Annotated in this window: 16 protein-coding genes; 4 read left to right on the forward strand and 12 right to left on the reverse strand. The window is 42.8% G+C overall.

Going from position 1 to position 13,327, the window contains the following annotated elements; all coding sequences use genetic code 11:
- The first annotated feature begins 11 nt into the window (after positions 1 to 11).
- Positions 12 to 170, forward strand: coding sequence for a YoaH family protein (locus RXX31_RS02475; RefSeq protein ID WP_317587505.1), 159 nt, complete (start codon positions 12 to 14; stop codon positions 168 to 170).
- A gap of 942 nt (positions 171 to 1,112) precedes the next feature.
- Positions 1,113 to 1,505 carry a universal stress protein gene (locus RXX31_RS02480; RefSeq protein WP_317587506.1) on the forward strand — a complete coding sequence of 131 codons (393 nt, stop codon included), beginning with the start codon at positions 1,113 to 1,115 and terminating at the stop codon, positions 1,503 to 1,505.
- Positions 1,506 to 1,570: 65 nt separating this feature from the next.
- Here RXX31_RS02480 and RXX31_RS02485 read toward each other — a convergent pair whose 3' ends face one another.
- On the reverse strand, positions 1,571 to 1,792 hold the full coding sequence (locus RXX31_RS02485; protein ID WP_317587507.1) for a hypothetical protein: 222 nt from the start codon (positions 1,790 to 1,792) through the stop codon (positions 1,571 to 1,573).
- 177 nt (positions 1,793 to 1,969) lie between these two features.
- A complete protein-coding gene (locus tag RXX31_RS02490; protein WP_317587508.1) occupies positions 1,970 to 2,158 on the reverse strand; it encodes a hypothetical protein in 189 nt (62 codons plus the stop codon).
- Positions 2,159 to 2,345: 187 nt separating this feature from the next.
- On the opposite strand from RXX31_RS02490, the gene RXX31_RS02495 reads away from it, so the two are divergent.
- A complete protein-coding gene (locus tag RXX31_RS02495) occupies positions 2,346 to 2,696 on the forward strand; it encodes a regulator (RefSeq protein WP_411197962.1) in 351 nt (116 codons plus the stop codon).
- 33 nt (positions 2,697 to 2,729) lie between these two features.
- Here the strand turns inward: RXX31_RS02495 and RXX31_RS02500 are convergent, their stop codons facing one another.
- Together RXX31_RS02500 and RXX31_RS02505 are read right to left on the reverse strand one after the other, a co-directional pair.
- Positions 2,730 to 3,332, reverse strand: coding sequence for a DUF3226 domain-containing protein (locus tag RXX31_RS02500; RefSeq protein ID WP_317587510.1), 603 nt, complete (start codon positions 3,330 to 3,332; stop codon positions 2,730 to 2,732).
- On the reverse strand, positions 3,332 to 4,402 hold the full coding sequence (locus RXX31_RS02505; RefSeq protein ID WP_317587511.1) for an AAA family ATPase: 1,071 nt from the start codon (positions 4,400 to 4,402) through the stop codon (positions 3,332 to 3,334). The genes RXX31_RS02500 and RXX31_RS02505 overlap by 1 nt, the downstream gene beginning before the upstream one ends.
- Positions 4,403 to 4,761: 359 nt before the next feature.
- Here RXX31_RS02505 and RXX31_RS02510 point away from each other — a divergent pair, with 359 nt between their 5' ends.
- The gene (locus tag RXX31_RS02510) at positions 4,762 to 5,139 is read left to right on the forward strand and encodes a regulator (protein WP_317587512.1); all 378 of its coding nucleotides are present in this window, start codon (positions 4,762 to 4,764) and stop codon (positions 5,137 to 5,139) included.
- 165 nt (positions 5,140 to 5,304) lie between these two features.
- Here the strand turns inward: RXX31_RS02510 and RXX31_RS02515 are convergent, their stop codons facing one another.
- The 8 genes from RXX31_RS02515 to RXX31_RS02550 all read right to left on the reverse strand — a co-directional run bounded on the left by RXX31_RS02515 (position 5,305) and on the right by RXX31_RS02550 (position 13,324).
- Entirely contained in the window at positions 5,305 to 5,625 is a 321-nt protein-coding gene (locus tag RXX31_RS02515; RefSeq protein ID WP_317587513.1) for a hypothetical protein, read from the reverse strand.
- A 401-nt stretch (positions 5,626 to 6,026) separates the two neighbouring features.
- Complete coding sequence (locus RXX31_RS02520; protein ID WP_317587514.1) at positions 6,027 to 7,211, reverse strand: hypothetical protein; 1,185 nt, start codon at positions 7,209 to 7,211, stop codon at positions 6,027 to 6,029.
- Positions 7,204 to 8,532, reverse strand: a complete 1,329-nt coding sequence (locus tag RXX31_RS02525) for a zonular occludens toxin domain-containing protein (RefSeq protein WP_317587515.1) — start codon at positions 8,530 to 8,532, stop codon at positions 7,204 to 7,206. Before RXX31_RS02525 ends, RXX31_RS02520 begins: the two co-directional genes overlap by 8 nt.
- An 11-nt stretch (positions 8,533 to 8,543) precedes the next feature.
- Complete coding sequence (locus RXX31_RS02530) at positions 8,544 to 8,873, reverse strand: DUF2523 domain-containing protein (protein WP_317587516.1); 330 nt, start codon at positions 8,871 to 8,873, stop codon at positions 8,544 to 8,546.
- Positions 8,873 to 10,309, reverse strand: coding sequence for a virulence factor TspB C-terminal domain-related protein (locus tag RXX31_RS02535; protein WP_317587517.1), 1,437 nt, complete (start codon positions 10,307 to 10,309; stop codon positions 8,873 to 8,875). The genes RXX31_RS02530 and RXX31_RS02535 overlap by 1 nt, the downstream gene beginning before the upstream one ends.
- A 136-nt stretch (positions 10,310 to 10,445) precedes the next feature.
- Positions 10,446 to 10,646, reverse strand: coding sequence for a major capsid protein (locus RXX31_RS02540; RefSeq protein WP_317587518.1), 201 nt, complete (start codon positions 10,644 to 10,646; stop codon positions 10,446 to 10,448).
- A gap of 263 nt (positions 10,647 to 10,909) precedes the next feature.
- Positions 10,910 to 11,215 (reverse strand): chemotaxis protein, encoded by a 306-nt coding sequence (locus tag RXX31_RS02545; protein ID WP_081281059.1) that lies wholly within the window; start codon positions 11,213 to 11,215, stop codon positions 10,910 to 10,912.
- Positions 11,216 to 11,299: 84 nt separating this feature from the next.
- Entirely contained in the window at positions 11,300 to 13,324 is a 2,025-nt protein-coding gene (locus RXX31_RS02550) for a replication endonuclease (RefSeq protein ID WP_317587519.1), read from the reverse strand.
- Positions 13,325 to 13,327: the final 3 nt, after the last annotated feature.

Raw genomic sequence — 13,327 nt, forward strand, 5'->3', positions numbered from 1 at the left:
GGAGCTTTTTTATGTTTGACGATTTACCCCCTCTATCTCACGAAGAACAACAGCAAGCCGTAGAAAAAATTCAAGCGCTAATGTCAAAAGGCACAAGTACGGCTGAAGCAATAAAAATTGTTGCTGAGCAGATCCGCGCAGAATACGCTGAGAAACAGCAACAAGACTAAACTTCGATAAAAGATAAAACCAAGAAGCAGGGCATAGAAACGCCCTGCTTTTTTTGTGCCTAACGTATAGCTAACCAAGTACCTACCAACAATACAACTTACTCTTCTTAACCGTGACATTGTCACGGATTTTTAATTGAGTAAACGGATTCCTTATTGAAAACCCACTGTAAATAGTTAGTAAAATTTTACTAACCCAGATTTTAACCACTAAACAAAACGACCATAAAGACCTTAACAAATGGTGAGGTATTAACTAAAATAATTTAAAAACAATAGTTTAACATGGAATATCTCTCTAGGAGTATTCTAAGTAGCAAGTCGACCTGTAATTAAGTTACAAGATGGGGCAACTTGCAGATCGGATAGGTAGTGAATTATGCTAAATAATTTAATTAGCTACGTTGTAACATACATTCTTGAAAATAGAAGCCACTAAATACATAAAGTTGGGTAGCAGTGAGCACTTGCACATTTACAGAACTGAATGAAGCGTAAGTAGGATTTAAAGCGGTTATTTCTATTGCAAACGTTTTTGAACTCGCATGTATATCCAAGTACAACGTTGAACACCAATCGAATACTCTAGGTTACAACGTAATGTATTATTGTCGTGTTTATAGTGTGGACAATCTCAAAAAATAACCTGGTCGACTACCTGATAAAACGAAGTTATTTTCTAGAAAGAAGTGTGACAGGGTAACTATGAGTGGGTTACATTGCATGGTTAAGTCAAGAGGATCTAATGCGACAAAACTATGCTTTAATTCAATCCCATAGACAGAAACTGGTGGTGTTGTGTTTATCTCTACGCTAACAGTTAGTATCTCAATCTAGAAATATTGATGAAGATTTCGATGTTTTGAAGTAACGCATGCCTTGAATCGGTCTAAGTGAACTAGACTTATTGTAAGTCTATGAAAACTAATCGGGAGAAAAGTAATGAGCTATAAGCATATATTAGTCGCGGTTGATTTATCTGATTCTAGCAAATTGGTTATAGATAAAGCGATTAGTCAGGCATCAGATCCCAGCTGCAAGCTCTCTTTTGTGTACGTAGATGTCGATAGAGTTGTGTTAGAACCTAAAGAAGAAGAGGAATATAACAGGAAGCTACAAGCGCTTGCATCGGAATGTAAGTATCCTGTTTCTGATACGATGGTTGTTATTGGTGATCTCCACATTAAATTGGAAGGCTTAGTCAAGCAGGAAGGTATTGATTTAGTGGTTTGTGGCCATCACCACAACTTATTGAGCCGCTTTTTCTCCTCAGTGCCTAAACTAGCCAACGCTGTAGAGGCTGATCTATTGGTTGTGTACCTTCATGACGACTAAAATAGTGAAAAAGCCGAGCTAGTTGCTCGGCTTTAAATGTTTTTACGTTAAGCGAATATGGAAAGCTAACGAGAGCGACTTGGTATGATATTGGTGCTTTGGTTCAGAATGTCAGCCGATTCCACATTCGACTGCATATCAAAATGTACGTTGACTTGAACACCTTCTCGTTCAAATGTCATATCATCAAAATCGGTCATCGCGATCTTAAATCCGTTTCTCGCGAAGAACCCAGTTACCATTGTTCTCTGTTTTATTTCTAATGCAGATTCAAGTAGCTTATCCATAGCACTAATCCTTATTAATTGTGAGGGAATTGTGTAAAGATAGTACTTTAGTATTAGATGGTCAATTGACGATAGTTCCAAATAACTAAACTGTTACTTGGTCTAGTTCTCAGTTCTACTTTATTAAAAGCCTTATCCGCGCTGATAGTGTAGACGTCATGCATTGTGATGCGAGTGCTAAGGGGTATCAAATTGAAAACCTCGAGCTTGGTGAGCCAGTCCTGCAAGGCCAAATTCTCGCAGACGATTCATAAGTCGCTGCAAATCAAGAATGTCTGCCGCATCAGTTCGACGGATTCTGCGATCACAAACATCTTGAATGATTTTAATACGATTGATATCAGAGTTACTCATAGTCACTAGCATCTTCAATATGTCCTTAAGCTTAAATCCTAAAACAAATAACGTTTTGTATTTTAAACTAAAGTGACATTTTAACTTTGCTCCTACAACCTCCACTGCGCATTATATCTCCTTATGTTTAATAAGGTTATCAAGGCCTTATTAAACAAAAGTTCTTGTTTTAGCCGGCTTGACTTTGAGGATTCGCGAAATGAATAAAAATTATATTTTCCGAGAATATGAATGTGGTTTATCCATCGAAGATACAGCTGAACTTTGTTTGAAATCTGCGAGAACTATCAAAGAATGGGACAAGGGAAAATCTATTCCTCCGGAGTGTAAAAGGTTAATGAGAATGGTAAAAGGAAGGGAACTGAGTTCATCGCAGCAGTGGGAATACTTCAGAATGCACTATGACAAATTGGAGTTACCTACTGGCCAACTTGTTACAGCTCAGCAGGTTTTGACTGGAATTGCATTACTAGAGATTGGCTCAAAAACTGACTTAGATACAGCAGGGCGAGTCTTAAAATATGCTAGAGCACTAAAAAATATAATGTAAAGGCTCGTATTTGAGCCTTTTTGCTTTGGGTAATTATGTATCAGATAAAAAATCTGATAATGGTTTTAGATGATGGCTATCAAGATTAAAGCAGCTTGCTTTAGTTGCTAACCCAATATTTTTCTTATGCCGTTCTAACCCACTTAAATACGCATGTAATCTAGCCTTAGGGAGGTTTCTTGGAGCAACAATAGTTTCAGTTTGAGCTAGTTGAAGTAACTGTTCTATATACTTTTCAGCTTCAAGTTTTACTGGATTATCTTCAACACTCTGGAGTAGAAGATCTTCTAGCATACCGGCACTCCCATCGCCAGGCATAACATAAAAACCAACCTTCAACCCATTGTCTTCGGAAAATTTCAAATGATCATCTGGCACAGGTAAGTCGAGATTTCTAAGAGTTGCTTGCAAACTTTGGATAGTAGCTTGGTGGGATGCATCTGCATCTTGGACTATAATTATCGTCTCAATATCGTCAAAATCACGACGGTTTTTAATTAAACGTAAAGTTGGTTTAATCTCACTTTTCCCTCCTACTTTAATACATTCGAATTCAGGAATGTTCTTTTTTTGACAAAATGTTTTAAAGAAACTAAATTCGTCATCACCTTCAACAATCATTATTTTCAGCGACATTATCTAATCTCCCACTCACTATCGATTGCCGAAGATATTAATTCTGAATCGTAATATTTCGGTAAATATTTATCACCTTTTCTATCTATTCTTATATACTCGAAAGATTCTGATTTAGAGTCTTTTAAATGAATATTTAAGCCTTTTAATAAATCATGGTTGTGAGTGGTTATGAATACTTGATTATTTTTTTCTATGGCTATTTTTTCTATAGCTTCAAGAATGCTTGGGAATAAAGAATAGTGTAAACCATTTTCTAATTCATCTATACATATAATGGAGTTGTCAACGTAAGATAGCGAAACGATTATAGAAAAATATTTACCAATACCTTCACCCATCATACTAAGAGGAACCCGTCGTTTTAGGCCGACATCGCAATATATAGATGGCTCACCATTATAAGTCGCTAAGACGATACTTTTTACTCTTGGCTCTAGCTTTTGAATTAACGATAGTATTTGCTGATCATCACCGGCAACTACTAATTCTCCATACTTATTTGCATCATCAATAGCGTAATTTCGGGTATAGGAGCCTACATAAACTACTCTTTTTTTCACCAAGAACAAGTTTTTGTAGGACAAATGAAAGTTATCCTCATTTCCCGCGTAAAGATAGGACTCACCCTGAGAAACTCGACCTTGCTTATATGCTGATTTTAATGCACTAATAGTAGATGATTTTGTGATTATAGAGTTGTTGAATTTCTCTGTTTTGGGTTGTGTTGAACTAATATCACCTTGAGCATTATCTTCGTGAGTATACTTCGCTTCATATGTCTGACCACTATCCGTAACACGAATAGTAATTGTTTTTGTTATATCGAAGTCATTAAATAAAGGTGTCCATAGAGGGTATTTATCTAATTTAATAGAGTTAATTCCTCTAAAACTGAGTTGTTTGAAAATATTATCGGCAGTTCCTCTATCATAAAAGAAAAACAATGCTTCTAAAATCGTAGATTTACCGGTGTTATTAGAGCCTGATATGACATTTACACGATTTAAGTTTTCTAGTCTGAAGGAACAAAATTGTTTAAAGTTATCTACGAATATTGAATCTATCATTAACTCAATCCTAGCAAGGTAGCGACTACGGTGTTTAATACTAACACAAGTTAGACCATTTAGTATGTTGTTGACAACATTCTATTAGATTTTTAACTTTTGTAAACAGTCACTTATAGACAGTCCAAAAATCATGAGATACTAAGACTAAACGGTATATAGTTTGAGCCCTAAAACCATTCCTTCACTAGATACATTACTGAAATATAGTAACAAGCAATCGAAAGCTATTAAAAAATGTTACTAAGAAACGTATTTTACAGTTGATAATTCTAACCTCGCCGCATAACTCCTAGCTCCAAATTGAGTTTTATGTCATTACACGTACATATACTTCCCTTTTAAAATTAAGGGGTTATATGACGAACTTTCGAAAGATGAGTAAGAATTACGTTTTTCGTGAATTTGTGTGTGGTTTGAGTGTAGAGGAAACAGCAGCACTGTGTTTTAAGTGCGTCAGGGTAGTCAAATCATGGGATGAGGGTGAACAGATACCACCAGAGTGCAAACGTCTGATGAGGATGACCAGAGGGAGAGAACTGGCGGCCTCTGAAGAATGGGAGCGCTTCAAAATGCATAAAGACAAACTCGAACTCCCAACAGGCCAATCCGTTACGCCCCAAGAAATAATGACTGGTATAGCTCTATTAGAAATTGGTGCGGAATCAGACTTAGTGATTACATCTAAGATAATGAAATACGTTCGCTCGCTACACAAAATTAAGTATAAACGTTAGCGGAGTAACGAAAAACTGCAACCAGGCAAACTCTCTATCTCACCAGCTGGATTCGCTTTGCTAAAACGCCGCTGGTTTATCTCGGAGTCGTTCAAACAAGTTTGCTTGGTTTACGTTTTTCTTAATACAGATTCAATACTGTATTACAAAGCCCCGCGAAGGGGCTTATGTTCTTCTAACGTAATACATTCTCCAGAGAGCAATACCTATCAACTGGATCAGAACACAAATGATATAGACAACTTTAGTTCCATCACCCATAGCAAAGAAAAAAGGTGTTGGGTGAAATATCGCAGCTACTATACGTGGAGATAGTATCGTAAGGTTTAATAAATTAATGATTAATGCAGCATTAGCCAAAGGATCCAATTTTTTAGAAACCAAAATGGATAAAAGCCCAGATAGTGCAGATATCAATAAACCCATAATTGGGGTTATTACTCCTAAAACACTAAGAAAAATCGCAACAATGCCAAACGCTGTCATTAAGCACCTCAAGTCATATTAACTTAGGTTTTATACAACATAATTCGTTAACGCTCAAACTCTTGTATGCTGTTCTCTTCGTTGTTGTCGATTTATTGTCAGGCATTCAAGATAGAACAACCATCGAGACACCCGATTGATTGCACGCTGTTAGTAAGGTGGGTTGCAGTAGCCCAACACGCCTTTGATGTTGATAGGCTCTGCGAGGAGGGCTTAGCAGGGCGAGGGGCGGTAGCTCGTTAATTGGACTAAGAGAGCTAACCGCGCCGATCGATGACAAAGGACAATTGAGTCTATGGGGCGGCTTGGTGTTTCGCTTGCGCAAGCGCATTGCTTATCCCTGCGGGGCTTGTTCAGTGTTGCCTTTTAGTTCATCTAGCGAGCTTATGGCTCGATTTGAATTAGGCTTGCTCGATGTACAAAATCACGCTGAGAGTTCGGCTGGCTACCTTCTCAGATTCAGAACGGAACAGCAGACCAAGGAACGGAATATCACCAAGAACGGGGACTTTGATTTCTACGTTCTGTGTTTCTTTGGACGTCATGCCACCAAGTGCGATGGTATCACCCGATTTAACCGTCAGAACCGTATCGATTTGTCGTTTACTCGTTACAATGTCACTTGCTTCTACAGACTTATCGACTCGGCTCAGTTCCTGACGTATGCGGAGTTTAATATTCCCATTGGCTCCAATATGCGGCTGAACGAACAGCGATAACCCAACGTCTTTACGCTCGATGGTTTGGAAGGGTTTATCACTGGAATCTGACTCAGTGGTATAGCTACCAGTTACAAAAGGCAGCTCTTGGCCAACGCTAATCAGTCCATCTTGGCCGTGTAAGATAGTCAGTTCTGGACGGCTAAGAATTTCGGCGTTGTCATTGGATTCTATGTATCGGATAAAGGCCGTAAAGTCGTCGCTATTGGATGACAGGTTAGGGACACCATTCATGAATCCAGCTGCAGCACCAGAAAAGGCCGCACTCACTGCACCTGCACCCGCTTTCCAATCCACGGTTAAGTCGGATAGGTTGCCGCGAGAGGTTTCAACAATTACGGCTCTGACTTTGATTTGTCGCATTGGCTTATCAATGTAGCGAATGAATTCCTCGACTGATGGGTGCATGTTTTGAGGGGCTGTCACCATCAAAGCCGTTCCCGCAATGATGCTCGATACATGCGTAACGTCAGGAACGTCCAGTACGGAGGCTTGCACTCGGAGTGATTGCGCTAATGAGTCTTTCAAATCATCGGCGGCCATGTATTCGAGTCGGTATGTCCGTGTGGTGATGAGGTTACCTGCGTCCAGCTGGTTACGTAACTGCACCCGAATCACGGTTTTCGATTCAATGTAAGTGAGGTTATGTGCTCGCATTACACTAAACCACACATCCCGAAAGTTCGCCGCACCGGAGGCTTGATAGATTTTCAAGTCACCGTTAATCGATGGGTCAGAAACTATCGTCTTTTGGAAGGTCTGACTCGCGATAATGAAAAACTCGTTCAGTGTCTTACCGGATAGGTTCGACTCGAAAGCGTTCGCCAGTGGGGAAATCAGCATGAGTACCAGTAAGAACCTAACCATTGTGAATACCTCCTTTGTTTAGTCCACTCGATGTGTGAGTTTTTCGGTCGCGTCTGTTTCTTGTGTTTTCTTGTTGCTCAACAAAAGGATCAAAGTAGCCGTAACGCGCTATGTTCTCGCAGTGGTTATCGTCGATGGCGTAGCGGGTCATTTGTTGAGTGAAGCAAGAACACGTTGAATAGTTAATGACGCATGTCAGTTCTGGATACTGCAAAGCCTCAGCAGTTAAGCGGTAATAGGCGGGCGCGGAGAACGGCAGTGATTCTTCTGCAGGTAGCAAACGCGTAATATAATTTTCACTCGTTTGACCAGGTACTAAATTGTTTGTACTGATTCCAGTCACTGAAGCATGCGCGTTCTGAAAATCTTCTACGGGTGCTACCTCAGTCGCTTGAACCACTGAGTTTTGATAGAAGTAGTAAAACCCATACGCACAAATGGACATGCCCACCGCAACAAAGCCGAACATGGTTAACCCTTTCTTGATTTGAGGGTCGAGTTTTGGCTTTTGAGTGTGTTTAATCGCACTGAGATAAACGCCGTAAAAGTTGGAGTCGCGGCGAATCTTTTTCTTTTCCGCTTTGGCTAAATCGGCAGGGGTTTCAATACCTTCAATGTGTGTGTAACGGTGAAGCGCATCACCACCAATAAACTCAAGGTGAATGTGCTCCTGAATACGGCGCCGTATGATTTGGTCAACGTCTCGAAAATCCTGAGAGACAAACACCAAGTCCGAACCACCGTGACGGCTCTTTGTCATCCATTTCAGCGCTTCGGTTGGTTTGGTGCTGCCACCACGAGGAGGCCAAATGTTCTGAACCTCATCAATGAAGATGACCGAACCCGCCGGAAGTTTGTGGATCTCAAGCGGGTTATCAAAGCTTTGCCATGAAAGCCCCAACTCAGCGATGTGCGAGGCCTCAAGCTCGGATTCATCAATTTCAAGTACGTCCAGTGCTTCTTGAAGGTGCGCGAGTCGTTTCTTTGAGGCGGTCTTTTTGTACCAGAACAACCATTGTTCCACAGGGTTGTGTTTAGAGAACTGATAGGCCAGATACGGGAAGTCTTCGAGCTCGGCCAGTCGTCCTTCATCCTCGATGCGCAGTACCTTTTTCTCTAGTGCTTTGTTGTGATTGTTTGCAGGCCAGTGAATCCCATAGAACCAACCTTGAAAGCTGTCACACACGGAGTAATCCAAGAGAAGAACGCGCACACCATGATAGAAAATAGGGCGCCCAATAAATTCGTCCTTCTCGATGAGCGTCTTAACGGCGTGGAGAGTTTTACCCGTTCCCACGCCACCACTAAAAGCGAAAAACATAAGTCAATCTCCTAATCTGGACTAACCGGTTTGCGCCATGACGGACGATAACCGCTTGCACCCATCAGACCGTTCAGGGTGAATGAAAAAACAAGGCAAGAAAGGATCACATTGATACAGGTATCGATCGCCGCGAGTGCCATAAGTTGCGCCAGTTTGGCAGGAACGCCCGATATGTTGGCTTGGATGTAATCGGCCAACATATCGAGAAACTGATTCGTTCCGGTATACGCGACCAGACCAAAACCAATGGAAATGGCAACATACGTTGCTATGGTTCGGAAGATAGACGGTAGCAATGGCAGCAGCGTTGCCGAAAGAAAAGAAAAGAAGTAACCCATTAGAACGCTCCTTGTGTTCTACCAATTAAAAGCAAACCCGCAACCCAAGCTAAAATGACATGGACAGGTGCCGCGATTCGCGCATAGTGACAGGCGGGTTCGTAAGAGATTTCAACCGACGTGCTTCCAGCAAAATGATTGATGGTAAAGCTCTCTGGTGAAGGGCAATTGGCATTTCCAAACGAAACACCGTTAGATAAGTATTTCGAATCAATCTTTGAAAAGTCGATGGTGTCTTTATCAACAAGTTCACCCGTTCTGTCGGTAACAAAGAGCTTATCCATTTTGTCTTTGAGTTCGGCCAGCTGCTCAACGGGGCAAGTATCTTCATACTGAACTTTTAATAGTGCGCACTGAATGACATCGCCCTTACACTCAAAAATGCTTTTTTCACAATCGACTTTGGCGCTCGGCTTTTCCTTTTCTTCTCCTTCACAGTCTTCCGCTAGTTCGCACTTAATTTCATCCAATTTTTCTCCTAACTTATCGCCCAATGCCGCCATGCCAGCCTCACTACCGCCGCCACCGCCGTTCACTTTCACTCCATCTTTTAGAGCCTTAAGCAGTGCTCGTACTTGGCCTAACATATGTTGCTGCCAACGGCCGTCTTTGTTGTTATCGAGCATCGAGTTAGTGCGGAAACTATCCAGCGTCGCGTGAATGTTTTCTAAGAGGTTATTCGCCGTTTCGTCCGGTTTGTTAGGAACGTCTGGGTCTGGGTTCGGCAAATCTGGATCGTTTGGATACTCAGGGACGATACACATATCAGGGAACTGTTTACAGTAATCTTCTGGCGGTTCTTCTGGCTTTTCGATTTTGATATCAGGAATTGGGGTTTCTGGTGTTCCTGGTGTATCGGGGTCAGGTTCTGGAAGTTCGCATTCTTCTTTAGCAGGGTTACAAACGGGAACGTCAAAGTCTGGTTTAGAACACGTTAAACCTTGAATGCAGTTCTTAGGCTCAAGGCCACAATAGGTATAGACGTCACCGTTCTCACACCACCACTTGAACACGTTGGAGAAGAACTCAGTTTCAGGCATGGATAATTTACAGGCATGATGCGCGTGTTGAATTTCTTTTTGTAACTCTGGGTCGTCACAACTTGGCTTTACAGGCTCAGCCGCATAACAAGTCATCTTGTCCTCAGAAAGAACTGGATAATCAGGGTTAGGGCAATGGTATTCAGTAATGTATTTAGTTCTACCCCACTTAGAAGAAGCAGGCTTCCCTTCACCTGAATATTCACGACAGAGATGAACTGGATATGGTCCCTTATAAGGTGCATCGAGACGGTAAGTAACAGTTTCAAATGGATTTTCGTAATAACAATAAAACTCCACCTTTAAACCCCTTCCTTTTTCAGAAGGAATAGAAGCCACAGTTGCACTGGATTGAAAACTCATTAATACAAGAAATAAAGAAATAATGTATTTCATCTCAATCACCCAAACAGAACGAACATGCCGATAAGGAAAAGGACGACGAGGAAAGTGTCATAAGTCATAGCTTGCCCTTGGATCAAAAAAGGGGCGAAGAACGCCCCCTTGAGAAAGAAGAAAAGAAGAGGGGTGATTAACCGCCGATTTTGCCCCACGCTTTTTTAGCGACAGTAATCAAAACCATTGCACCACCCACGGCGGCAACGAACGCACCAAAGCCAGTAATCATGCCTGTCACTGATGACGCATCAGGACCAGTGCCAGTTGCAAAAGCTGAAGCCGATGCAGTAAGAACGCCAGCCGCAACCAGCATACGAGTACGAATATTTTTCATAGGTCTATTCCTTATTTAATTAGACATTTTTTTCCAACACCAACAGGTCGCCAGAAACAGTGTTGCCGCTGGCATTACCTCGATGAGTTGGGCGGTGGTCATATAGTTCGGCACAATGTCAGTGAGGAGCACCGAACTAAATCCCGAAGCACAACTGTTATTTACTATTGGTTGTTCGCAGATGAGAACGTACATACAGAGCCCTTAATAAATGCCAATTGCACACAACGAGTCCCGACGCTTTGCCGAGACTCAGTATTCATTTACTTGTCGCCAGCCTGAGGCAGGGCGTACAGGTGGAAACCTTCAATCGCAACGTGCTTACCGTCGTCATTGGCGAAGCTGAACTTCTTATGCTCAACGTCAAACATGATGCGCTTACCAATCGTGCGTTTAAGCAGTTCGCCCGCTTTGCCGTTGTCCCACAGTTCAGGAGACACACGGACTTCAATCGTGTCAGTCGGGTTGGTGGTGATGAGGCGCAACTTGCCATTGGTCTTTTGTTCGCCGTTACGGTCTACCTTGGTTTCTTGAGTGATATCGGATTCATCCAGAATCAAACCTTCCATTCTCATAATCGTTTGCCCTTATTGTTACGTTTAGTTGTTGGTTTAAATCAGAAAAGACAGTTATTGACACAAGTCCAAGGGAAATCAGTGCCACCAATCTGGAGGGGCGGAGCCCTCCTTATTGGCTGGCATGATTTCCTCTGGTGCTGTGAGCAGCAACGCTTCCATTTCTTCATACATCGCGAGGTGTTTCTCATACTGGCTGTAGAGGTCATCACACATGCGCTGGTACTCTTGTTCGCGCTCTAATGCATCAAAGTAATCGACCACGTTAGACATGATCCCTTGTTGAGCACGTAAGAATTTCTCTTTGTTCTCGGTCTTCCAGTTACGGAAACGAGTCGCAATAAATACCTTCTGAAACATCAGGCCGTTTAAGCGAGCCTGAGCCATATCGCCGTAGCGGGTAGGAGAGTATTCACCACCGGAGGCAATCAATTTTTCAATCGCATTCGACACGGTGTATTCCGCTTTCACGGTTTGGTCATTGCGCTTTACAAATACACCGCCCATGGCGTAACAGAAGGCTTTCCAGTCGCCCTCATCGGCAGCGCGGCGAACGCTCTCTAACAGAAAGTGTTCGTCTTGATTTAGGTCGGTGAACAAAGCATCATCCTCTTTGAATTCTTCACGTAAACGGCGCATTTCACGCCAGACCGTGACAGATGGACCTCCAATAAATTGGAATTGGCGTATCTGATTAACGCGAGCCCAAGTGACAACGCGCTCAGCCGCATCGGATCCCGTAAGAGACGATCCCTTATCCGAGTCGATATGCTGACCATCAATGTTTTTGCTTAGGTATTTCGCTACGTAGCCAACCGCCGAACCTTGTGACCAGTCGATGACCTCGGCTTTGAAGCGAAACTTTTTCGCGCCTTTTTCGTCTGGTGAATCGACCATGGCCAAGCGACGAAACTCGTTAATCACCAGTTTTCGGTGCGCCTTTTCCATAAACAGCAGCAAGTGGTGATGTGGTGTGCCGTCCTGATGAGGCTCAACGATGCGCATCCCGTACACTTTGACTTTGTTCTTATCAAGGAACTTACGCAGCTTTGACCAGACAGACATGAGATGGCCGTGAGCCTGTTTCGCGTCGGGTTTGTTGGCGTTAATCCAGTTGTCGTTAATCCTTCCGTTCGATACGCAGTGGAAACGAGACGGAGCCGTCACGGTAAAGAACACCGCATCATGATTCGATTCTTGTGCTATTTCCTCAAAGCCGCGCAGACGGACGAACATCTCAGAACGGCGAACCTCGGGATTCGAAACCGACTTGGCCGATAGTTCGCTTAACGTGAAGTAGTTAGAAAGATCGTTTTCATCGTAAGCAACGGTATTGTCTAACGCGATACGGTTAGAGCGATTGCGGTCACGTTGACGATGCAGAGAGAAGTCAGAGCAATAAACTTGCTTACGGCGTTGAACGAGTGCCAAATCACGGGCAACGCATTCAACCTCGTAAGCACACTTGCGGCGAAGCTGGCGAACGAGCCAATGTTCATCCAGCGCACGATTCACCAGTGCAAAAAGTTCACAGTTCGTTTCGGCATGATTGATTACATCTTCTGAAAAGGCCAAGCCCAGCGAGTCGAGAAGCTGAACCACTTTATCAAAGCGAGCTTGTGAGAATTCCTCAGGAATCGCGTTAATAACACGCGAGAAATCCCGAGATTTACGCTTAGCTAACGCGCTAATTTCATCATCCGACATCGCATAGCTGTAACCGTGCGTAGTTAAACGTTCGTGCGCCTCAGTCACCGCGCTTGCAGCCTGAATCGCATCACGCGTCTTCAAGATATCGGTGTAAGCCCTTGTTATATGAGGAGTAAATGCACCGTTACGATGTAACGCTTTAGGCAGGTCAAAACAAGGATTAGAAGTAGGGCGCGTAATAAAATCGGACTTATCGTGTGAGTAGATTTGCGCATCTAACGTCGACATGGCACGCGCCGCCATTGGGTAATCTGGTCGCGTGTGGTCGGCATAATCAAAACGATGATTGAACAGGTTGTCTTCGATATGTTCGGTTGAGTTCCACGAGTTAACAGGAACAAACTCGATGTGTTCGTGTTTACCTGAGGCTAAGTCGACCACCAATTCGCGCATGAT

Origin of the sequence: Vibrio sp. EA2 (genome assembly GCF_033042495.1) — a bacterium.
Classification (GTDB): domain Bacteria; phylum Pseudomonadota; class Gammaproteobacteria; order Enterobacterales; family Vibrionaceae; genus Vibrio.